26 protein-coding genes are annotated in these 22,215 nt (G+C 41.8%); 22 read left to right on the top strand and 4 right to left on the bottom strand.

Going from position 1 to position 22,215, the window contains the following annotated elements:
- The first annotated feature begins 18 nt into the window (after nucleotides 1-18).
- Nucleotides 19-2,211: a Z1 domain-containing protein gene (locus HLI_RS07315; RefSeq protein WP_128524340.1), complete on the top strand. Its 2,193-nt coding sequence runs from the start codon at nucleotides 19-21 to the stop codon at nucleotides 2,209-2,211.
- A gap of 63 nt (nucleotides 2,212-2,274) precedes the next feature.
- Here the strand turns inward: HLI_RS07315 and HLI_RS07310 are convergent, their stop codons facing one another.
- Both HLI_RS07310 and HLI_RS07305 read right to left on the bottom strand, forming a co-directional pair.
- Nucleotides 2,275-2,553: a hypothetical protein gene (locus HLI_RS07310; RefSeq protein WP_128524338.1), complete on the bottom strand. Its 279-nt coding sequence runs from the start codon at nucleotides 2,551-2,553 to the stop codon at nucleotides 2,275-2,277.
- A gap of 91 nt (nucleotides 2,554-2,644) precedes the next feature.
- Complete coding sequence (locus tag HLI_RS07305) at nucleotides 2,645-3,139, bottom strand: GNAT family N-acetyltransferase (RefSeq protein ID WP_128524336.1); 495 nt, start codon at nucleotides 3,137-3,139, stop codon at nucleotides 2,645-2,647.
- Nucleotides 3,140-3,429: 290 nt separating this feature from the next.
- Between HLI_RS07305 and HLI_RS07300 the strand changes: the two genes are divergently transcribed.
- The 11 genes from HLI_RS07300 (at nucleotide 3,430) to HLI_RS07255 (ending at nucleotide 9,620) form a co-directional block, all read left to right on the top strand.
- Complete coding sequence (locus HLI_RS07300; RefSeq protein WP_128524335.1) at nucleotides 3,430-4,443, top strand: MerR family transcriptional regulator; 1,014 nt, start codon at nucleotides 3,430-3,432, stop codon at nucleotides 4,441-4,443.
- A gap of 175 nt (nucleotides 4,444-4,618) precedes the next feature.
- Entirely contained in the window at nucleotides 4,619-5,086 is a 468-nt protein-coding gene (locus HLI_RS07295; protein ID WP_128524333.1) for an NUDIX hydrolase, read from the top strand.
- A 190-nt stretch (nucleotides 5,087-5,276) separates the two neighbouring features.
- Nucleotides 5,277-6,053: a SurA N-terminal domain-containing protein gene (locus HLI_RS07290; RefSeq protein WP_128524331.1), complete on the top strand. Its 777-nt coding sequence runs from the start codon at nucleotides 5,277-5,279 to the stop codon at nucleotides 6,051-6,053.
- 208 nt (nucleotides 6,054-6,261) lie between these two features.
- Complete coding sequence (locus HLI_RS07285) at nucleotides 6,262-6,705, top strand: AAA family ATPase (protein WP_128524329.1); 444 nt, start codon at nucleotides 6,262-6,264, stop codon at nucleotides 6,703-6,705.
- Between the two features lie 109 nt (nucleotides 6,706-6,814).
- On the top strand, nucleotides 6,815-7,006 hold the full coding sequence (locus HLI_RS07280) for a hypothetical protein (protein ID WP_128524327.1): 192 nt from the start codon (nucleotides 6,815-6,817) through the stop codon (nucleotides 7,004-7,006).
- 8 nt (nucleotides 7,007-7,014) lie between these two features.
- On the top strand, nucleotides 7,015-7,206 hold the full coding sequence (locus HLI_RS07275) for a hypothetical protein (RefSeq protein ID WP_128524325.1): 192 nt from the start codon (nucleotides 7,015-7,017) through the stop codon (nucleotides 7,204-7,206).
- 210 nt (nucleotides 7,207-7,416) lie between these two features.
- Complete coding sequence (locus HLI_RS21540) at nucleotides 7,417-7,560, top strand: hypothetical protein (protein ID WP_164908508.1); 144 nt, start codon at nucleotides 7,417-7,419, stop codon at nucleotides 7,558-7,560.
- A gap of 222 nt (nucleotides 7,561-7,782) precedes the next feature.
- Nucleotides 7,783-8,055 (top strand): hypothetical protein, encoded by a 273-nt coding sequence (locus HLI_RS07270; protein ID WP_128524323.1) that lies wholly within the window; start codon nucleotides 7,783-7,785, stop codon nucleotides 8,053-8,055.
- Between the two features lie 119 nt (nucleotides 8,056-8,174).
- The gene (locus HLI_RS07265; protein ID WP_128524321.1) at nucleotides 8,175-8,606 is read left to right on the top strand and encodes an SRPBCC domain-containing protein; all 432 of its coding nucleotides are present in this window, start codon (nucleotides 8,175-8,177) and stop codon (nucleotides 8,604-8,606) included.
- Between the two features lie 4 nt (nucleotides 8,607-8,610).
- Nucleotides 8,611-8,955, top strand: a complete 345-nt coding sequence (locus HLI_RS07260; RefSeq protein WP_206659641.1) for an ArsR/SmtB family transcription factor — start codon at nucleotides 8,611-8,613, stop codon at nucleotides 8,953-8,955.
- Nucleotides 8,956-9,062: 107 nt separating this feature from the next.
- Nucleotides 9,063-9,620, top strand: coding sequence for a GNAT family N-acetyltransferase (locus tag HLI_RS07255; RefSeq protein WP_128524317.1), 558 nt, complete (start codon nucleotides 9,063-9,065; stop codon nucleotides 9,618-9,620).
- Between the two features lie 134 nt (nucleotides 9,621-9,754).
- On the opposite strand, the gene HLI_RS07250 is transcribed toward HLI_RS07255, so the two are convergent.
- Entirely contained in the window at nucleotides 9,755-10,459 is a 705-nt protein-coding gene (locus HLI_RS07250; protein ID WP_128524315.1) for a general stress protein, read from the bottom strand.
- 255 nt (nucleotides 10,460-10,714) lie between these two features.
- Between HLI_RS07250 and HLI_RS07245 the strand changes: the two genes are divergently transcribed.
- The 6 genes from HLI_RS07245 (at nucleotide 10,715) to HLI_RS07220 (ending at nucleotide 17,966) form a co-directional block, all read left to right on the top strand.
- Nucleotides 10,715-11,242 (top strand): GNAT family N-acetyltransferase, encoded by a 528-nt coding sequence (locus tag HLI_RS07245; protein ID WP_128524314.1) that lies wholly within the window; start codon nucleotides 10,715-10,717, stop codon nucleotides 11,240-11,242.
- Between the two features lie 100 nt (nucleotides 11,243-11,342).
- Nucleotides 11,343-11,654, top strand: coding sequence for a hypothetical protein (locus tag HLI_RS07240; RefSeq protein ID WP_128524313.1), 312 nt, complete (start codon nucleotides 11,343-11,345; stop codon nucleotides 11,652-11,654).
- Between the two features lie 281 nt (nucleotides 11,655-11,935).
- Entirely contained in the window at nucleotides 11,936-12,643 is a 708-nt protein-coding gene (locus HLI_RS07235) for a MerR family transcriptional regulator (RefSeq protein WP_128524312.1), read from the top strand.
- Nucleotides 12,644-13,798: 1,155 nt separating this feature from the next.
- Nucleotides 13,799-15,160 (top strand): sigma-54 interaction domain-containing protein, encoded by a 1,362-nt coding sequence (locus HLI_RS07230; RefSeq protein ID WP_128524311.1) that lies wholly within the window; start codon nucleotides 13,799-13,801, stop codon nucleotides 15,158-15,160.
- 84 nt (nucleotides 15,161-15,244) lie between these two features.
- Nucleotides 15,245-16,636, top strand: coding sequence for a YjiH family protein (locus tag HLI_RS07225; protein ID WP_128524310.1), 1,392 nt, complete (start codon nucleotides 15,245-15,247; stop codon nucleotides 16,634-16,636).
- A gap of 13 nt (nucleotides 16,637-16,649) precedes the next feature.
- A complete protein-coding gene (locus tag HLI_RS07220) occupies nucleotides 16,650-17,966 on the top strand; it encodes an aspartate aminotransferase family protein (protein ID WP_128524309.1) in 1,317 nt (438 codons plus the stop codon).
- 136 nt (nucleotides 17,967-18,102) lie between these two features.
- Here the strand turns inward: HLI_RS07220 and HLI_RS07215 are convergent, their stop codons facing one another.
- Nucleotides 18,103-18,741, bottom strand: coding sequence for a YczE/YyaS/YitT family protein (locus tag HLI_RS07215; RefSeq protein ID WP_128524307.1), 639 nt, complete (start codon nucleotides 18,739-18,741; stop codon nucleotides 18,103-18,105).
- Between the two features lie 291 nt (nucleotides 18,742-19,032).
- On the opposite strand from HLI_RS07215, the gene HLI_RS07210 reads away from it, so the two are divergent.
- The 4 genes from HLI_RS07210 to HLI_RS07195 all read left to right on the top strand — a co-directional run bounded on the left by HLI_RS07210 (nucleotide 19,033) and on the right by HLI_RS07195 (nucleotide 22,136).
- Nucleotides 19,033-19,563 (top strand): RDD family protein, encoded by a 531-nt coding sequence (locus HLI_RS07210; RefSeq protein WP_128524306.1) that lies wholly within the window; start codon nucleotides 19,033-19,035, stop codon nucleotides 19,561-19,563.
- Nucleotides 19,560-20,306: a hypothetical protein gene (locus HLI_RS07205; protein WP_128524304.1), complete on the top strand. Its 747-nt coding sequence runs from the start codon at nucleotides 19,560-19,562 to the stop codon at nucleotides 20,304-20,306. Before HLI_RS07210 ends, HLI_RS07205 begins: the two co-directional genes overlap by 4 nt.
- 214 nt (nucleotides 20,307-20,520) lie before the next feature.
- Nucleotides 20,521-21,741 (top strand): hemolysin family protein, encoded by a 1,221-nt coding sequence (locus HLI_RS07200; protein WP_128524302.1) that lies wholly within the window; start codon nucleotides 20,521-20,523, stop codon nucleotides 21,739-21,741.
- A 23-nt stretch (nucleotides 21,742-21,764) separates the two neighbouring features.
- Nucleotides 21,765-22,136, top strand: a complete 372-nt coding sequence (locus HLI_RS07195; protein WP_128524300.1) for a YbaN family protein — start codon at nucleotides 21,765-21,767, stop codon at nucleotides 22,134-22,136.
- Nucleotides 22,137-22,215: the final 79 nt, after the last annotated feature.

The following is a 22,215-nucleotide window of genomic DNA, read 5'->3' as shown; positions in this document are numbered from 1 at the left end:
AAAAAGGAGTTCATCAACATGTCGATAAACACACATCTGCTCCAAACGAATGGAGCATTTTTTCAGCAATTAAGTAGAAAAAATCAATATAAGCAGGATTCACGTGAGTGTATGATCCGGACCATGGCTCAACTTCTCGATACCTCGACGACCGAGCATCATCCTGGGATGCTGCTTGGAAAAATTCAATCAGGGAAAACGAGGACATTTATCGGGGTGATGGCTCTTGCTTATGACAACGGCTATGATATGGTCATTCTTTTGACAAAGGGTACCAATGCGCTTGTTAAACAGACCTACGCACGCCTGAACGAGGAGTTTTCGAAGGCGATTGAGGAAGATGAGATGCGTGTCTATGACATCATGGCGATGCCTGACAATCTTAGAAAATATGAATTATCACAGAAATTAGCCGTAATCGTGAAAAAAGAGACTCGTAACCTCGATCACCTCCATGATGCTCTCACGGAAAGATACCCTCAGCTAACAGACAAACGGGTACTTTTTATTGATGATGAAGCGGACTTTGCGAGTGTGGCTTATGAATATAAACGTGATCAGAACGTGAAGCATATGCGTGTCATTGCCACAAAAATAAATACCTTGCGTGAAACACTGAGGAAGCCCGCGTTCCTTCAAGTGACAGCAACTCCGTATTCACTCTACCTGCAACCGGAGGATATGACTATTCATAAAGGGAAAGTGTTTGAACCGATTCGACCTGCGTTTACAGAACTAGTTCCGATCCACGAACATTACATTGGTGGGAAGGTGTATTTCGAGTGGAGTGAGAAAGATGGTCATTTATCTTCTTATCTGTTCCATCCTGTAGAGGAAAAAGAACTTGAAGTGATGAAAAAGATGGACGGACGCCGCGTTAAAATGGAACATTTGCTTACACAGAAAAATATTAGCAATATTCGACAGGCGATTGTCAATTTCATCGTCGGGGCTGGCATACGCCGTTGGCAGCAACGAGAAAAAGGTCAGCGCGAACAGAAATACTCGTTCATCATACATACGGAACGGGGGAAAACGGCGCATGCTTGGCAAGCCGAATTGATTCAGGGATTCGAACAGTTATTAATTGAATCGGCCCGGGAGGAATCAGAGCTTTTTCAGCGGCTCATCCGCGAATCTTACGATGATTTGATGCGTACCGTCCAAACATTGGAAAAAACCACTAGGCCTGCTTTTTCTGCTGTGTATGAAGAAGTGCGACGCTCGCTGGATGAAGAATACATTGTGAGCAACATTGTCAATTCGGAAAAAGACGTCAATGAACTTCTCGACCATACAGGGCAACTGCAGTTGCGATCTCCGATGAATATTTTTATTGGCGGGCAGATATTGGACCGTGGTGTTACCATCCATAATCTGATCGGCTTCTTCTATGGAAGGAACCCGAAATCATTTCAGCAGGATACCGTGTTGCAGCATTCAAGGATGTACGGTGCGCGGCCGGTTGCCGACCTTGCTGTAACCCGTTTTTATACGACTCAGAGAATCTATGCTGTCATGAAGAAGATTCACGAATTTGATACTGAACTGCGTCGCGCTTTCGAGCAAGGCGGGCATCGGCGTGGTGTGGTTTTTGTCCAACGTGATTTAAGTGAAGGCATTCTACCATGTAACCCGAACAAAATTCTGCTCTCTGAATTGACGATGATCAACCCGCATAAACGGATGTTGCCGATCGGTTTCCAAACCGGCTACAAAACTCATATACAGAAAACGATCCTTGAGCTCGACCGCCTGATTGCAAAAGCGAAAACATCAGCCCACTATTCAGAGGACAATGCTCATTTAATTCCTGTCGCCCAAGCGAAAGAGATGCTGAGGCTCGTTTATGAAACTCTTGAAATGGAGGAAGGTCGTGACTTTCACCTTGACGAATATGAAGGTGTGCTGGATTATCTGAGTAAAGAAGCAGAGTCCGGAGCTTATATCTGGTTGCTGACAAGGACGCAGAGGCAGATCCGACGCTACAAACAAGATGGTAAGTTTGAAAACTCTCCTGATACGCCAGGTAAGGGAAGTGGAGAATTGGCCGCAGCAAGGAAAGTTGCCAGAGAATTTCCAGCATTGATCATGCTTCGGCAAGAAGGGAAAAAAGAACATGGTTGGCGCGGAGCACCGTTCTGGTGGCCGGTACTCGTTGCACAAGCTGAGACCTCACCGACTGTTTATGCCAACAAAACAGTTAAGTGAGGGAGAGGACTGAATCCATATGGGGTTCAGTCTCTTTTATGCTAGAGGGAAGGTTTATTGAGGCTATTGTTCGTTCACATTCCTGATTGCTGTTTGGATCAGTGCTGTAATCAACATGCAAATACCGTTGAAGAATAGTAAAATTGCTAAAAAAGCGACGGTCATTGTTGCTCCCTGGCTCCCTACAGCTCCTGAAAAAAGTAATCCTGCCACAAGAAACATTACAGAGATACCTAGAGAAAATAAGCTGAGAAGAATGGTTGAGCCTCCACTTTTTAATTGATATGTATAGAAGTACCAACCCCCAGCACAGATAGCGAGCGCAATGATATAAACTAGCATGTATCTACCTCCTCGTCTTTTTCGGTTTACTGGTACTTGCCAAACACCACTGAAAAGCGCTGTTAAAATAGAGAACCAAGCCCACCCCCCATTATTTTAAGTCGTCCCTCTCTATTTGATAAATCGATTGTTCTGCACCGAACCTTTGGCGGATAGTGACCAATTTCATTCCAGACTTTTCTAAGAGTCGTCGAGATCGCATATTAGCCGTTTGTGTTTCTGCGACCACTCTTGGTAGTTTTAATACAGTGAAGCCGTAATGGAGGACGGATGAAAGAACTTCGCCTGCATACCCTTTTCCCCACCATTGGGGTAAGAGCTGATAGGAAATTTCTAATTGATCGCCTGAATGATGAGGGTCCAAAGAAATTAACCCTACAAAACTATCGGTGCGTTTATCTTTAATCTTCCAGTAGAATGAGTGATCCGGGGGCATCACCATCTGCGCGAGAATTGTTGATATAGAGTCTATTTCACGGGTCCCGCCAAGGTATTTTCTGACTTCTTCATTAAGGTAGATCTCTTTTACATCATCATAGTCGTCATTGGAAATCTTTCTAACTACACATCGGTTCGTTTCAAGCATAGGCACGATCGCCTCCTGAATGTTTGACTGATATATTATATTTTTTCTGTAGAAGATATCGTTTAATCTGGAGGAATTGTGAGGGAATGACTGATAAAGAAGCGAGCACTTACCTGTTCTCTCGTTATGTATACGTTTACTAGTTTAACATAATTATCCAATGATAGGTGGTATTCACTTTATCGAGAAACATTCTAACCTTTGGCAGTCCGCTTTCTAAAACTTTAAAATAAGCCTTTACCTTAACCTGGCGTCAACCTTTATATTAAAGACAGTAAAGGAGGAATACCATGAAAATTACAGAAACTGCAAAGATGTTACATACGACACCTCGCACCATTCGCTTTTATGAAGAAAAAGGATTGATCACTCCTGAAAAAGGAGAGAACGATTACCGTTATTTTCAGGAAGAAGATTTGTGGAAACTCCAGACAATTCTGGCTCTTCGCGAAGTGGGAATGTCCACAGCTCAAATAAAAGCCAGTTTGGAAGGAGATAATATCCAGTCTTACTTGGATCTGCAGCGGTCTGCGTTATATGGAGAATGGATCCAAATCAAAGATATGATTACGACGTTGGACCAAATGATAGGAGAATCGCCAGGACACGAAGACCTGTTAAATCTATCCCAACAATTGAAAGAGGTTAAAAAAATGAGAAAGAGTTGGAAAGATCGTTGGAATTTTGATGAGCAAGCAGAAGAATATGATCAAACTATAAAAACCACTGGCTATCGATTCAATGTTCATGAACATTATCATGTAGCACTGTCTAAGGTTAAAGATTGGGTGGAACCGAAACCGGAGGAGCTGGGGGTCGATATCGGCACTGGCACAGGTAATTTGGCTGCTCTATTTATGGATGATGGCACAACAATGATCGGAGTGGATCAATCGGAAGAAATGCTGAAAGTTTGTTTGAAAAAGTATCCTGAATTGGAGACACGTCCTGGTCATTTTTTATCACTTCCTATTATGGATCACAGTACAGATTTTGTGGTATCAAGCTATGCTCTTCATCACTTGCCAGATGCCGAAAAAGAACTAGCCCTGGCTGAGATGGACCGTATTTTGAACGATGATGGAAGAATAGCCATTGCAGATTTAATGTTTGAAAATGAAAAAGAGAAACAGCGCATCCTCGCTCAATTTGAACAGGAAGGAAATGGAGAAGCAGTGGATGCTATCCATGATGAATTCTATGCTGATCTTTCAAAACTTGTTAACTGGCTGGAGAAAGAAGGTTACAACGTGAAAACACACCAATTCAACAGAATTCTGCACCTTTTATATGCAGAAAAATAGAGAAAGGTCGCTCTCATAATCAGAACCTTGAATATAGCCTACCTCCCCTCGCTGTGTTATTCTCTTTTACAGCGGGGTTTTATAGTGAAAAGAAATTATCCTAAGTGCTATTCAGAAAAATCACCCCTTTTTGGAAGAGTGATTGGTTTTCCATAGTGTACAGGGGGATTGAGCTATGAATGATTATATAAAAACAATGCGTGCGATGATTGGTCATGAAACTTTGTTGACTGTCGGTTGTGGCGCGATTATCGAAGACGGCTCAGGCCGGATCCTACTGCAAAAGCGGTCGGACTATGGCGTGTGGGGGATCCCTGGTGGTCTGCTCGAAATCGGGGAAACCTTTGAAGCGACAGTGAAGCGGGAGGTTTTTGAAGAGACAGGCTTGACTATTCATGAGCTTGAGTTGTTTGGTGTTTATTCAGGGGAAAAGGGATACGCTCAATACGAAAATGGTGACCAGGTCTTCAGTGTACAGATTATTTTCATTTCAAGAAAATTTGATGGCGTACTGCTTGGGAATCATGAAAGCAGGGAGTTGGATTTTTTTCATAAAACTACCATTCCTGGGCATATTAATTCACATCAGGCGCCATTTATTACTGATTGGCTTGAAGGAAAGGAGCCTCCCATTATCAAGTAACTATTTCTCAATAAGTGGAAGGCTTTTACACAGATTTTCCACATTTGTTCCTTCTTGGACCTTGAAAGTGCTCATAACAGGGGATGGAGGAACGTAGACACTTGAAAACATGATCATCTAGCTTGGTTGATGTATTTACACTTCTATAGTAAATGTTACAATAGCAATCAACGTTGATAATAAAGGAGAAATGACATTGAATAAAAAATGGTTACTGACTTTAATTTTTGCAGCTTTTGTTTCCCTACTTGCAGCCTGCGGTAGTGATGAAGGAGAGTCTGCTGAAGGTGATAATAATAAAGATGAACAAAAACAAGAAGAGCAGGCAAGCGAAGATTCCCAGCAACAGGAAATGCCAAAGCCTGACTTAGAAGGTGTACCTGATGTAGTAGCAAAGGTCAATGGTGAAGAAATCAAGAAAGCTGAGTTTGAGAATGTGTATAAAGGTCAATTCCAACAAATGGCTATGCAATCTCAAATGTCAGGTCAAAAGGTCGACCAGGATAAATTGAAAAAGCAAGTAGCTGACAGTCTCGTTGGTCAAGAGTTATTGATCCAGGAAGCTGACAGCCGTGACTACAAGGCTCCGCAAGAAGAAAAAGATAAAAAGCTTGAAGAGCTGGCTAAGGAACGACAAGTAAAATCCACAGATGAATTCTTGAAAAAATTAGAAGAGCAAGGCATGAGTAAAGAAGAAGTCATGACGCAAGTGGGGACACAAATCAAGTTGGACAAGCTGATCGCTGAAGAAGCTGGCGATACAGAACCGACTGAAGAAGAAGTGAAAAAAGCGTACGATCAAATGAAAGCTCAACAGGAAAAAGCGGAGAATGGACAGGAAGTTCCTGCTTATGAAGAAGTGAAGGATCGTCTTAAAGATCAATTGAAACAACAGAAAGAGTCAGAAGCTACTCAAAAACTTGTCAAAAATCTACGTGAAGAAGCAGATGTGACAGTAAATATTTAAACTTGAGAAACCAGGCCAAATAGGTCTGGTTTTTTTCTGCAGAAAGGTGGCGTTTCGACGTGAGAACCACTTTACTTATTATTTGATGGGATTTCGCTTCTTGTTCTGTGCGTAAGAGTTATTTGGTGTTCTCAAATATTTCCACATGTGATACGTTTAGAGTGTGAAATTTTCTAAAGTATCTGAATAGTCGGATGGTGACCAAAAAGTGCAGAGGAATATTCCAAGGAAAATCCATATCATCGGCTCGGTAGCAAGCGGGAAAACAACCTTAGCAAAAGAACTGTCTACTAAATTGGGGGTTCCATATTACGAGTTGGATAATGTCGCTTGGGAACGGAATCCAGGAGCGGATAGAAGAAGAACAGACTTAGAGAAACGTAATTACTTGAATACAATTGTCCGTTCTGAAAGTTGGATAATAGAGGGCGTTCATAATGAGGAGTGGGTTTCGGGAAGCTTTCAACATGCAGACTTAATTATATTTTTGGATATCAATTATTCTACGAGAACGTACCGTATCATCAAGAGATACATTTTTCAGAAGGCCGGGATGGAACATGCGAATTATCAACCGACTCTGAAAATTTTTTTGAAAATGTTCAAATGGAATAAGCAATTTGAAGAAAGAGGTAAACCGAATTTTTTTTAAGAGCTTCGGAAAATACAGGGATAAAACAATAGTTGTGTGTAATATCAAAGAATTGAAGAACCAATTCAGTTGAGTGTCGGAGTCAGATATTTTCTAAGGAGAGGTGAAAATGGGGCGTTCTAACTACAATGGGAAAACACTGTACTACATAGGGTTATTTCTTTTTGTCGCAGGCTTCGGAATTAATATTACGGATGCTCCAGAACCATTCTCATTATTCGTAATCCCATTGATGATTGTCGGGTTGATATTATTAGCAGTATCCAGTATATATAGGAAAAGAAAAAAAGATTCCGAATAGGAGGAACTATGGCTAATTATAATGAAGGTCCAAATAAACCCTTCAACGATGCGATTGCCCATCAGCAAAAAATAGAGGGGCAAATCAGTTCAGGTGGTGGGCGACTTCCATTGCCAATCAGGCTTATAAAGTATTTTGTCATTGGGAGCGTTGTTTTAATGGGGTTACTTAGTATAATAGGGGGCATATTTCTGAATTGAATATGTTATGAATTTTGGTGATTGGTTGCTTGAGAAAGCAGACATGGCTGGAGGTGACCTAGTCATATAGAGGGGAGAGCCCTGCTTTAGATTGATGCCTTTTACTGTTTTTAATGAATAACCAGACTTGGCTTTGGTTCTATCATTTCGAAGAGCTTTATTTACTGCTGGAATTTTAGTCCGTAATTGTAGGGTTTGGAGGAAGGACAAGTGAAACTCTTAAGAAAACTGAACCTGGGGGTAGCGGTCGTTGGATTAAGTGCAGTATTTTATCATTTGTTCATTGATCGTCTTCATATCCCTGCGGTGAGCATTTACTTGTTTAATGTTGTGATGTTTTTCTGTTTGGTTTAGAGAAAGTCGGAGATAGTGAAAAAAAGAGTGGTTACTTTTATATTTTCACATCCTTATTTATTTTTGGCCTCATAATACTGAGTGAATTTTCTTCTTCTGAAATTCGGGGGTGGGGCAGTTGATTACAATTGTTTTCTTTGGAATGATTATATCTATCTTCACGTTAATGGTCCGTAGAAATCATTATGATTCAGGCGAGTGATTATTCAGGGAGGTGATGAGGTGAAAAAGTTCCTATTGGTCCTTTCATTAATAATCAATACTTGTTACATAGGAATAGTGTTGATTGATTTTGATATCAGATTCAGCGCTGCCTGGAATATCATGTTCGGCGTGTTTTTTGCTCTTAGTATATTATTAGCGAGTGTCTTCTTATTTCAGTCCAGAAGGAGACTAGGTTCTCACCCATATCTATCTGTATCTGTACTTTCATTGAGTTTAGCATCATTAGGGTGGTTCTTATTCATTAATTACTTGTCATTCATTATGGGGTGATTTTCAAAGAGATGAAGAAGAAATAGATAAAAACACATTATGTGCAACCTTTATGTTGCAGTAAATAGTTTATATGTGCTACTCTAAGGTTGCACATATAAAAAAGGTGGTGCTCAAAAATGAATATGGATTCGATTGAACGAGAGGTTTTTATTAATGCATCTATCCAAACAGTATGGGATTTGATCAGTCAACCCGCATGGTGGGTCGGAGATGCTCCAGGCCCTGACAAAGTGAAAGTTGATGGATCATTTGTAGTGGCTGATACGAAGTATGGGGAATTTCCTGTCAAAATTGAAAAAGAAGATCCACCTAGTTATCTGGCATGTCGATGGGCAAGTTCTTTCCCTGGTGTGGAACCAAAAGAAGGGAACTCCACATTGGTTGAATTTATATTGAAAACTGATGACGGAGGGACTTGGCTGCGTGTGGTTGAAAGTGGTTTTTCCAGTCTTACGGTCTCTGAAGAAGAGCAGGAAAAGTTCTTCAATGGGAATATTGAAGGATGGAAATACCAACTTGAAGTAATACGAAAGCGTGCTGAGCAGTAATATGTTGTCAGAAGATAATCATAAAAATGACATGGTTTTCAATGCTTTAGCCGATCCGATCCGCCGTCAGCTGCTTGACCAAATCGCTTTAACAGGTGAGGCAACAGCAACCACATTAGCCAAAAAGGTGCCTGTATCTCGCCAGGCAGTGGTCAAACACCTTACAGTCCTAAATGATGCTGGCCTAGTGTTTTCGACCCGAATTGGTCGAGAAATGAGACACAGGGTGTGTCCCGGGCAATTATTTTCAACAGCAGAGTGGATGAGAAATATAGCAACAGAGTGGGACAGAAAATTAGATTGGATTAAGGATAAAGCTGAAATGAAAGACAACAAGAATGATCATTGATGAATAAGATTAATGATTACTATAACGCAGGTCCAGAGCCTCAATCACCTTCTATATCTCTGATATTAGAAGGGCGGATGTATAGAGTGCGGAGGGGAAACATTCAGATGAAAATAAATGATCGAGATTATTACCATCGTAATCTACGTTATACGATTAGGTCTGCAGTAGAGAACGATGCTGGCCCCTTATCTGAGTTAAGGTTAGAAATAGATGGCGAAACGGAAAACCTGGATAGAGAACAAGGAGAAGCCTACATAAATGAAGAAGGATTTAAAGACCTCATAAGAGGAGATACAGAGAGTCTTAATCATCTTTTTTTAATAGCAGAGATTGATAGGGAAATTGTCGGCTATTCAAGGTGCGAATGTGATCACTTAAAAAGATTTTCCCATAAAGTGGAGTTTGGTGTTGGGGTGTTAAGGGCATTTTGGGGTAATGGTATTGGAAGAAGTTTATTGAAAGAATCGATTATTTGGTCAGATTCAAACGATATCAGGAAAATGACGTTACGTGTACTTGAAACAAATAAAAAAGCTATAAGTCTTTATAAAGAATATGGTTTTGAAGTCGAAGGTACATTAAAAGAAGATCGATGGCTTTCTGATGGAATTTACTATAATACTTTACTGATGGCCAGGTTGAATCCCGATCGAACCATGTAATATAAAATTTCTGGCCCTCCGCCCCACTTGGTATAAACGGTATTATTCTCGACTCATCAGCGCTTGAACGGAATGAAAAAAGAGGAACTCCCCCAAGAGGGAAGTTCCCTTAGTGTACAATAAACATGGAACTACTATTGATGGCGCTCTGACGTTCTTGAGCGTGTTTTTTTCGTTTTATCAGAAGGGATTGTGTTCTGGTTCTCATGATCCCCTTCATTTTTAATCGGGTTTGTTTTTTCACTGTCATGATTGTTAGTAGGAATACGATGGGATGAAGGGTTGTTTTGATTGCGATAATTGTCAGGATACATCGACTTATTTTCAGTTTTACTCGATAGGAATGTGCGATATACTTTATCCTGCATTGTATCTGTTGCCTCTACGATTACGATTATTTTTCCATCTTTCAAGTGATTTTCATATTGCTTAGCTTCTTTTTCTGGCATCCCTGCTCCAACAAGTGCGCCGATGATCCCGCCACCCCCTGCGCCTACTCCTGCACCAGTAAGAGAGGCGACGATCGGACCCGCGGCAGCAATTTGTCCGATGCCAGGTATGGCGAGAAGACCAAGTCCTGTAATTAAACCACCGATCCCACCTAACGCCCCACCGGATAAAGCCCCTAATCCAGCTCCTTTTCCAGCGTTTTTCCCACGACTGCCTTTATTAGAGGTGACGGAAGTATCCATTTCATCTTCTAAGACATTCACTTTACTTTTTTCTTTAGCAAAAACAGAGATGTCATCGTGTCCATAACCGTGACGTTGTAATTCAGATATGGCTCTTTCTGCATTACCTACACTAGAAAAAACGCCGCCTATTATTTTGTTATTCATAAATTCATCCTCCTTGTGCATTAACTTCTATCTAATATCCCATACCCGAATAATAAATGGGTAATCCTTCAATCGTCTTGTAAGCAGTTATAACACGTATACAACTTGGATGGACTTGGTTCAAGAAAAGAGCGAATGTTTTTTCCTGCCATTGAAAACGGGAGTTTTAGTAAATGCATTATGTTAGAGTTAAGAAAAGATGAACTGCACAAAAAACGTTTATTTTAGACGTGTGACATATTTTGGAGTGAGAAGATGGTTTATTTCGAATCAGCTCGACTGATATTTCGTGATTGGGAAAGTGGGGATCTGGATAGTTTCAGGAAAATGAATGCAGATGAACATGTAATGTCTTACTTTCCACAGACTCTATCTTGTGATGAAACAGACAAATTTTACGATCGTATTCAACAAGAGTTCGAGCATCATGGTTATGGCTTGTTTGCGGTTGAAACAAAGGAAAAGAACGAATTTATCGGCTTTATAGGTTTTCACCGTGCTACTTTCGAGGAGGATTTCACCCCTTGTGTGGAAATCGGTTATCGGTTGAAAAGGCCTGCGTGGGGGAAGGGATACGCGACAGAAGGTGCCAGAGCATGTCTGGACTATGGCTTCGGAAAGCTTGGATTTGATGAAGTCTTCAGTTTCACCGCTAAAATCAACCACCCTTCGAAAGCAGTCATGAACAAAATCGGGCTGCATTTCGTGAAGGAGTTTAATCACCCGAAGATCGATTTATCAAGCGATCTATGCCGTCATGTTTTATATAAAATTGAAAAGTGAAAGCGGCCCGTTTACCTGAACCTTCATGCATGTTACGGTATCGGGACGATTCAGGTTTTTTATCACTGAATTTTACTCCTCCAAGAAGGATGGGACTAATATGAAAATTAAGTTTATCCTTTTTATATCTTCTGTAAAAGAAAAGAATAGACAAGTGACCATGATGAAAGCTTTTGATTCCACCGTCCGTCCTGTAGAAGGAGATATCATTGAAGATCCAGGCTTCCACCCGGAATATCATAATGGCTATGAAGTGGTAAAAGTTACTATGAACTATTCTTCTGATGAATGCTGGGTATCTTTATCTCCCCTTGCAATTGAAAAAGAAGATATTGAAATAGCAATATATATCGATCATCTCCAGGCAAATGGCTGGCAAGTCATTTCGAAAGAAGAATTGCATAACACCTGATATGTGTAAAGCTCTTTATCATTGAAGGGCTTTCTTGATTATGAACGGAGGGGGCTTTCCCACCCTGAACAGGCAATTTAATTTTTGTGGAGCCAAAGTTATACAGATTGGGGAACACTTGATAAAATGGAGAGAGGTGGATTTTGACCTCGTTTTAAAACACACGATCATTGCATTGGAAGAATAGGCGGAACGACTTATTTCATCCCTTCCTATCGATGACGGAAGCACCTTGCAAATTCCTCGCAAAACCTTCATATTATTAGAAAAGGAGGCCCATGATGCGACACGATATACAACCGAATGAAAGAGCATTCTCTACCAAAGAAGTGGCAGAAGAAATGGAGATTGCAACAACAACTGTAAGACGGTATGGGCAGATCTTAGAGCGGAATGGTTATGAGTTCTTTAAGGATGGCGATCGCCGTATTTTTGTCAGATCCGATATCGAAGCACTTATGGCGATTCGTGATACGGATAAATCCCAGGACGATGAAGCGAAAATCCTTGTCGATCAACAAGAAAAAAGATTGGAAGGATATACGGAAACTCAAATTGCATTGTCCAATACATATGACCAATCGCTCCAAGACCCCGGTCAATTAAAAGATGTATTATCACTGCTAGCTAATGAACTGGCTGCCAGTCGTGAAATGAACGTCCAACTGAAAAACGATATGGCCCATCTTCAAACAACAGTTTCCCGTCTTCAACAAGATCACCACGTCATCAGTTCGGGAGTTGGAAACTTCGCCCATAAAACCAATTCAAAAATCGACAAATTGACCGAACAACAAAAGTCTCAATACGAAACATTGCTGGAACAGGAAAAAGAAAAAAGTGAATTCCTGCAAAAAGAAATTTTAGAGATGCGGGAAGAGCAGAAAAAAGAATGGCGAGCCCAAAATGAATTCAATGAGCAGCTGCAAATGAAAGTGAAACCACCTCAAGGGAAATTAGAAAAGATTCTTTCACTGTTTCGTAAATAGAACAATTATCACTTACGCTTGGATCGACTGGAGATTCAAGTGTTTTTTGTATGCGGAATTTCCATAAGCTGAACATCCACCTTTCATTTAAGTGATTTTGTTAACCGTTGAGGTTGATCTTCCTGCGAGTGTTTCTTCAGTTAAATGGCAGGATTCTTGAAGACACGGTTTCGAGATACTAGGGGTTCGTTACCGAATGAGGGATAGGGTGGCTTGGAAACAACTCGTCTAGCTCCATCGTCCAGACACTCGCGTCATAAGCAGAATAGCAATGGAATGAAAAGACACATTCCGTTGCTATTCTGCTTATGCCAGTCGTGTCTACCAGGACGATTCTGCATTTGAACACTTTCCTGTGGGGGACCTGGCGAGCTTCCTCGGGCTACCGCCCTGTGGGATCTCGCCTATCCCCTTCTCCCACTGGAGTCTCGTCGTTTCCAAGCCCCCCCCCCTCCCAACGTGGAATGAACGAACCCCGCCATAGGAGAATGAGTCTTAAACTATAGAAGAAAGAATACTCCAGTACGGTTTTCATGCATGATGCGTGCTGTTCACTTGAAACAGAGCATCCGATGATGTTTCCGCCCTCCGTTGTTTGTGATATAAGGTTCTCGAAATCCCTTGGGGGAGAAACTGCCCTTCACTTGGTGGAAAAAAACCACACTTAAGAGCTGGGATGGGAGCATATTTAATTCGCAAAAGCTCCCTACGAGATACTTGTGGAAGTGGATGGTGGGTGGGATATGTTAACCTCTCCTCATGTACTGAAAGTTTTCTATACTGAAAAAGCGATTTCGAGAAACAATTATAGCAAGGAGTCGGCGGGGAATGGTGAGACTCCTGCGGGAAGAGAGTGCTTGGTGAGATCCCGGAAGGCGAAAGCCTGAGGAAGCTCACCGCGCTCCCGCGGAAAGCGAGTCATTCCCCGCCGACTCGACCCACTCACTAAACATCTCGAAATCAAGTCTTCCAGATAAGGGAGCTTTTATGGAAGTGAATATCAACAATGAAATTAAATGATTCTGAAGTTCTTCGTAGAGGTATGTTATGATTAATTGTAGAACTATTCAGAAATGAATAATTTTTCATTGTATATATAGACATTTGGTAAGTGGTACAGAAAATTATTCAAACATGAATAATGTGGGGGATTCGATGACAGAGTGGGATGAATACAAAACGCTTTTACATTCTCTTCAGGAAGATATTCTTGTTACGAATACAGATGGAACGATCGTCAAAGTGAGTGAAGCGACCGGCAAGGTTTACGATGTGGATGTAGATGACCTGATGGGGAGGTCTGTCTATGATTTGGAAAAAGAGGGGCTGTTCACACCACTGGCCACACCGATGGTTATCGAATCGAAAGAAAGAGTAACGTTTGTGCAGACCGTTGCAGATGGTAAGAAATTGCTTGTCACTGGTTTACCTGTGTTTGATGAAGAGGGAGAGCTGTTTCGTGTGGTCAGTTATTCCCATGATGTGACTGAGCTGATGGAAATCAAATCAGGTATGGAAGAAATGACAGTGGAAATGGAACGCGTCCGTAAGGAATTGAACCGCTTAAAAAACCAGAGTGAAGAAAAATTCATCGGAAAAAGTGATGGGATGCGTAAAGTTCTCGCAATCGCTGATCAAGTGGCCGGTGTCGATGCGAATGTTTTGCTTCTCGGTGAGTCTGGTGTCGGGAAAACACAGCTGGCCAACATGATCCATGATAAAAGTGAACGGCGGGAGGGACCTTTTATAGAGGTCAACTGCGGCGCAATTCCAGAGGCTTTGTTCGAAGCAGAACTCTTCGGATATGAAGGAGGTTCTTTTACTGGAGCGACAAAAGGCGGAAGAAAAGGCTTTGCAGAAATGGCAAGTGGTGGTACGTTGTTTCTCGATGAAGTTGGAGAGCTTTCTTTACAAAATCAAGTGAAGGTGTTGAAGCTGATTCAGAAAAAATCCTTCTATCCTGTCGGAGGTCGTAAAGAACTCCAATCTGATTTCAGGTTGATCAGTGCTACTAATAGACAGCTTGACAAGTCAGTCGAGCAGAAACAGTTCCGCGAAGATCTTTACTTTCGTTTGAATGTCGTGCCGATAATAATCCCGCCTTTAAGAGAAAGGAAAGAGGATATCACACCTCTTATCCATTCCTTTTTGGATCATTTCACAAGCCGTTATAACAGAAAAAGAGTGTTAAGCAGGGAAGTACTCCATGATTTGAACGGATTGGAATGGAGGGGGAATGTAAGAGAGTTGATTAATCTCGTGGAACGACTGATAGTCACTTCACATAATTCGATCATCGAGCCTGACGATTTGCCCGATGGGTACAGGAAGAATATTAATTCTTATTCAGAAGTGAATAATTTTGAAGAATCATTGAACAGAACTTTAGAAAGAGTGGAAAAAGAAAGGCTGGCACGAGCGAAACAGAAATTTAAAACAACAACGAAAATGGCGGAAGCATTGGGGATCAGTCAGCCTAGTGTAGTCAGAAAACTCAAAAAACACAGAATAAATTAAAAAGTTGGCATGATTCTTGCAAGTAAGAGGGTAAGGGATGAAAATCTTTTGCCTTTTTTATTACTTATTTAAGGAGTGGGGTAGATGGAGGCTAAACAGAAAAAGAGTGTGGATAGAGGGGAGCAGGAAGCAATGAACTACAGGACCAGACGGAACTATTTTTGGTTCATAGTTCCATCTCTATTAGGGGTATTGCTATTTTTATTCCCAATCCCTTACGGAGGAAAAATCACCATCGGTGTGGGAGTAATGGCAGAAACCATTCAGGCGTCACTCGAGCCGATCCTGCCGGGCTTAATGACGGGTATTCTAGTACTCTCAGCCATAGTTCCGGTTTTTGCAAAAGCGCTCAAGCCGAAGTTAATCATGGATAGTCCTTTTATGAAACAGCTTTTTTACATTCATACGTTTTGGATGATTACGAGAATGGTTGGTGCTTTGTTTGCACTCATGACTATATTCGGGATAGGGCCGGCAATCATCACCTCTGATTTAACAGGTGGAACCATGCTGAATGCCCTTGTCCCCGTACTTGCTGCATGGTTCCTTTTTGCGGGAGTCTTGATGCCGCTCCTCATGCAATTCGGTTTGATGGATTTTATCGGTACTATTTTGCGTAACGTCATGAGACCGGTATTTAAACTGCCGGGACGTTCCTCGATTGATGCTCTGGCATCCTGGATGGGAGCGGGTACAGTAGGGGTACTGATCACGACGAAACAATATGAAGAAGGATATTATACGAAGCGGGAAGCGTCGATAATCGCTACGAACTTTTCCATAAATAGTATCGCTTTCAGTTTAGTAGTCATCAGTTTCATCGGTTTGGAGGAATACTTCGTTCCATTCTATTTGACTGTAGTTGTCGCAGGCTTGATTGCTGCCTTTGTTTGCCCACGTATCCCTCCGTTATCAAGAAAAGCGGATACGTACTATGAAGGGACAGGCAAGCAGATTTCTGAAGACACGCCTGAAGGGATCTCCAACTTCCAATGGGGTGTAGAAAAAGCGCTTCATAAAGCATCAGAGGTCAAAGGGATAAAGGAAGTTAGTAAACAAGGCATACAAACGGTCCTGGATATTTATTTTGCTTTAATTCCATTAGTGATGGCACTCGGAACGGTGGCCTTGATTATCGCCGAGTTCACGCCGTTTTTCACTTATTTATCGCTGCCGATCGTTCCAGTTCTTCAATGGATGCAAATTCCTGAAGCAGCTCAGGCATCCCCAGCCATGCTCGTTGGCTTTGCGGACATGTTCCTTCCTGCCGTCATCGGTTCAGGGATCGAAAGCGAATTGACCAGGTTCGTCATCGCTGCTATTTCTCTGACCCAGCTTATTTATATGTCTGAAATCGGAATTTTACTCGTTAAATCCAAGATTCCTATTTCCGTCCTGGAACTGGCTATTATTTTCTTGCAAAGAACCATCATTACTCTTCCGATCATCGTAGTGATCGCACATTTTATTTTTTAGGGGGAATTGATAAATGAAGCCGACTTTTGATGAACTATATACGCGTTTGCCCGACCTGCTTGCACCAAGTATGGCCAAAGACCACCCTAACCTGCCTGTCGAAAAAGAGGAAGGGTGCTACTATTATGGAACGGATGGTAAGCAATATTTGGACTTCACATCAGGAATCGCGGTAGCTAATACAGGACATCGCCATCCGAAAGTTGTCAAAGCGATCAAAGAAGGCGCTGACGAGTTGATGCATGGCCCCTCTGGAGTGATTATGTATGATTCGATTCTAAGAGTAGCGGACCGATTGCAAGGTATTCTGCCGGGGAACCTTGACTGTTTCTTTTTTGCAAATAGTGGAACAGAGGCGATTGAAGGTGCTCTGAAGCTTGCCAAATACGCGACTCAACGTCCGTATGTTGTGTCGTTCACCGGCTGTTTCCATGGTCGTTCCATTGGCGCACTGGGTGTCAGTACATCAAAAAGTAAGTATCGGAAGTTTTTACAACCGAATGGACTGACTTACCAGCTTCCTTATGCGGATATGGAAGGTTGTCCAGCGGGGGAAGATGCAGCTGAATACTGTGTTGATAAGCTGGAAAAGGATTTTGAACTTTTATTTGATCACCAGGTGACTCCTGAAGAAGTCGCAAGCGTCATCGTTGAACCGGTCCTGGGGGAAGGTGGCTATATCATTCCTCCGAAAGAATGGCTGCAAAAAGTGCGTGAAATCTGTGATCGCCACGGAATACTGTTGATTTTTGATGAAGTGCAAACGGGTTTTGGCAGGACCGGGGAATGGTTTGCTGCTCAAACCTTCGGGGTGACACCTGATATTATGGCCATTGCCAAAGGAATTGCTTCAGGGATGCCGTTGAGTGCTACAGTCGCTTCCAAAGAACTGATGAGTAAATGGCCGATGGGAACGCATGGTACGACATTTGGCGGTAACCCGATCGCTTGTTCCGCTGCGCTCGCCACTTTGGATGTCATTGAAGAAGAGAAGTTGCTCGATAACTCGAAAAGGCTTGGGGCATATGCCTTGGAACGTCTTGAAAGTATTCGTGAAAACCATAATGTCATCGGCGATATCCGTGGGATCGGATTAATGATCGGTATCGAAATCGTTGACCCTGTGACAGGAGAACCAGACGGGGAAGGAATGATGCGTGTCTTGGATTCATCTCTTGAGAAAGGGGTTTTATTCTACCTGTGCGGCAAACATCAAGAAGTGATTCGTATGATTCCACCGTTGATTGTAACACAGGAGCAGATTGATCGTGGTTTGGAAGTATTTGAAGAGGCTGTCGCTGAATATGAAAAAGCATTATCGATTTGCTGAATGAAGCTCTTGGTGGGGAAACCCTTCAAGAGCTTTTTTTGCTTTAATTTCATCCAATTTCCAAAGTGCCCCGCAGGCGTCCATCAAACGATCATCGTGAAATCAACATTGGCCTCCCTGAGGGAAAAGCATTTTGTCATAGAACAGGTTGAAACCTTTGTCGATAGTGGGGATGATACAAATAATACAAAGGATAACCATACGTATAAAAGTATTGAATGAGTACGCCGGCGAATGCGACTCCAACAGCTGTGCCCAGACCCACTGGGCCGCCGATCAAGAGGGCCGATGTAGAAGTTGTGAGCGCAACAGCAGTCTGACTCATTCGTAAAGTGAGTTTGAATTTTTTTGAGATTACTAAAAACAATTGATCGACAGGGGCTCTTGGCAATTGCGGGAGAATGTATATCGATACCCCGAGAGCGCTGAAGACAACTCCTATTCCTAACGTGATGAGCTGCACGATAAACGGAGCGGAGGCCAGGCTCATATTTTTAAAGACCATCTCCAGCCAAAAGTCTAAAATCAAGCTTTCTAAAACAAGTGGCAGCAACGCTCTGATTTCCGGCTTTTGTTTCATCAACCATCCGTTGATAAAAATGAAGACAAACTGGAAAATTCCATACCATATACCAACAGTCAGGCCGAGCTTATCAGAGATTCCGACAAACAAGGCTGTCCAAAATCCTGCTCCTAAGGTAGCTTTGATCAAAAGCGCGACGCCGAAGTAATTGACAAACATACCAAGTACATATACCGTCATGCGGTAAAACATTCATGACCCTCTTCTTTCTAATGAAAAATCCTCGAAGAAAAAGCGTTTCATTTTTCTTTCGGCTATTCTATTAGCAGTGAAGAACAAGGTCAATAGAAGAATCAATGAAAATAAATGGCGGAGTTTTCTTAATCTTACCCTGTTATTGATAGCGTGAGATAAGTGTGTAAGCCCCTTGAGACAAAAAAGAATACCAAAACAACTTGAGGTGAACACCTCTCCATTGTCAGTTAATACAGGACAAAACTATAATAGAAGAAATGAATCCTTTTAGAGGAGTGTCGGAAGGTTATGAACTATGCCCCTTTTAAAATGCGCGTTTTGGCTTTTTTGCTGGACTATCTCCTCATTTTGTCTTATGGGATTTTTGTGGTGGGGAGTGTTTCTTTGTTGTTCAGGCAGCCCTTGAATTTTTTATTTTCCAATTCTCCTGTTATAGCTCAGATCACGGGTTTTGTGATGATGACAGCACCTGTCTCTCTTTACTTTATTTTGAGTGAATGTTCAAAATGGAAAGGAACCTGGGGAAAAAGGAAGATGAGTTTACAAGTGGTGAATGATCAAGGAGATCGACTAGGGTTGAGTCGGTCTCTTATACGGACTGCCATTAAATTTCTGCCCTGGGAAGTGGCACATTTCGCAATTTGGCGGTTGATGCTTCCGACAAGTTACTCTGAAAAGACCCTTTATATAGTCCTGAACACAGTGAACGTCGCTATTTTACTTTACTTAATCGTCCCATTTACAAATAAGAAAAGGAGGAATATCTATGACTGGTTGGCAGGAACAGCAGTAGTTGAAAAGGAGGATGAATCCTCTTGATTGATACAGGAAGAATCGTTTTCATTATCGTTATGGTATGGTCGTTAATTATCTATGGCGGATTGACGTATTTAGTAGTGAAGAAAAAAGAATATGGACTGTTATCAGGATTCGGCAGTCGACCTGAGGAAGAAAAAGAAATATTAATATACAATGGGTATATCAATGCTCTCGGTATACTATTAAAGTACACGTTCTACTTGCTTGTCCTCTCTTTTTTGTTAGGACTTTCATCAGTTCCCTTTGGCTTTGAGGTCAGCATAGGAATTTTTTCAATAGTGCTGATGGTTGGGATAGTCTGGATCCAGCGTTATGAAGTTCCTCGAAAAAGGAAGAAGATGGTGTGGATTACCGGAATTATTTCAGCTGCCACTTTCATGTTTATCGGCGGATTGATGGCGCTCGGATTAATGGAGAATGAAGTCATCATTACAGAAGAGAGTTTTGAGGTCTCAGGGATGTATGGTGTCGAATGGCCGATGGAAGAAATCACTTCGGTTGAATTGCTTGATACTATGCCCGAAATCATCATTAAGACAAACGGATTTGCAGCCGCCGGTCAACTGAAAGGCCGGTTTCGTTTGGAAGACCCATACAATGGTATATTACTATTTGTCCAAAAGAACGAGGGGCCATTTCTCTACGTTTCCAGCAAAGGCAAAGATGATCATCTGATATTGAGCAGGGATGAGAGTTCGAGGACCAAAGAGATTTATGAATCATTAATGAACGCTGGTGGGTGAGAAACAATATAGCAAATGGCGGCGGGGAATAGTTCGCTTCACTCATCAAATATCCCGAAATCAAATCTTCCAGATGAAGAGCTGATATGGATGTTAAAGAAATGGACAGGCAGGGTAAGATGGTTTGTGAGCGATAATTTTTTACTGTAATAAAAGAAATATTATATAATCAAAGTCTAGTGACGAATGTACATATCCAGGGGGGAATTTGCTAGTGGTCATTGCGATCATCCTATTATTATTTGTTTCGCTTTTCTTTTCAGGAAGTGAAACAGCACTTACAGCTGCCAATAAAATGAGGCTGCAATCCAGAGCTAATAAAAATAATAAAAAAGCCGGAAAACTTTTAAGTCTACTTTCACGGCCGAGTGAATTCATAACGACTATACTTATTGGGAATAACATTGCTAACATATTGCTACCGACACTTGTGACAACGTTAGCTATCGAGTATGGGTTCAGTGTCGGGCTTGCTTCAGCTATTTTGACAATAACCATCATTATTTTTTCTGAAGTTCTCCCAAAATCCATTGCTGCTGCATTTCCCGATCGGATTGCTATGACTGTTTCGCCTGTGATTCGTTTTTTTGTAGTCATTTTCAAGCCGATCACCATTGTCCTGAACTGGTTGACAGGATTCATTACCCGAGCACTAGCTAAAGGACAAACCACCGATGTATCCATCTCTAAAGAAGAGCTGCGCACGATGGTTGATATCGCTGATTCCGAAGGGACTTTTAATGAAGCGGAATCCCACCGTATTAAAGGTGTGCTGGATTTTTATAATCTAAACGTTAAGGATGTATTGAAGACACCACGTGTTGATATGATTGCCATTTCTGAGGCTGCTTCTTTTGAAGAAGTCCGTGATATGGTCATCCAGCATCCTTTTACAAGGTATCCAGTCTATGGGGAGGACATCGATGATATCGTTGCTGTTTTCCACTCAAAGTATTTGATTTCGTGGGCGATGGAGACGGGGAAGCCATTTGTAGAATATACGTATAAAGACCCATTAGTAGTCTATGAGTTTCACAAGATCGAATGGGTATTCCGCAAGATGACGAAAGAGAAAAAACACATGGCTATCGTTTTAGATGAATACGGAGGAACAGAAGGGGTCCTTACTCATGAAGACGTCATCGAGGCGATGATCGGTCTTGAAATAGAGGATGAAATGGATCTGGAGAGTGATTCGATTATTGAAAAAGTTTCAGAAACTGAAATGATCTGTGATGGTAAAATTACTCTTCGCAGGCTCAATTCCTTTTTTGACACGGAAATTCCTGAAGAAGAAGACGTCTTAGCCGGATATTTACTGAAAGAGTTCAATGACTTCCCTGGAGAAGGAGATGTTCTTGAGCAGAGCAATTTGACTTTCAAGGTGTTGGAAATTGAAGGCAGGATGATCCGGAAGGTCCAGATTATCAAGTGACCATTTCTTAGTGGAGGACCATAATGAAAACGATAAAAAAAGTATTGCTCCTCATATTCGGTTGGATTTCTTTAATTATTGGAGTGTTGGGAATCGTACTGCCCTTAATTCCGACTACACCACTTCTTTTGTTGGCAGCAGCCTGTTTTGTCCGTAGCTCAGATCGGATGTATGATTGGCTGCTAACAAACAAATATTTCGGGAAATACATCCGTGATTACCGCGAGCACCGGGGTGTTCCGCTCCGTGCAAAGTGGGTCGGTGTGAGTGTATTGTGGATTTCTATTCTCTATTCTGCAATTTTCGTTGTTCCTCTGATGTTTGTGAAAATATTGATGTTCGCCGTAGCCAGTTATTTCACCTGGTTCATATTAAACTTAAATACGATTCGCTGAACATAATAGAAGCCCGGGATGACTCTTACAGTCACCCGGGCTTCCTTGCTTCATGTTTATTTTCTGACAGGGTTGACCC

This window comes from Halobacillus litoralis (assembly GCF_004101865.1).
Classification (GTDB): domain Bacteria; phylum Bacillota; class Bacilli; order Bacillales; family Halobacillaceae; genus Halobacillus; species Halobacillus litoralis_A.
The sequence above is the reverse complement of the archived record's forward strand: the minus strand, read 5'-3'. Positions and strand labels throughout refer to the sequence as shown.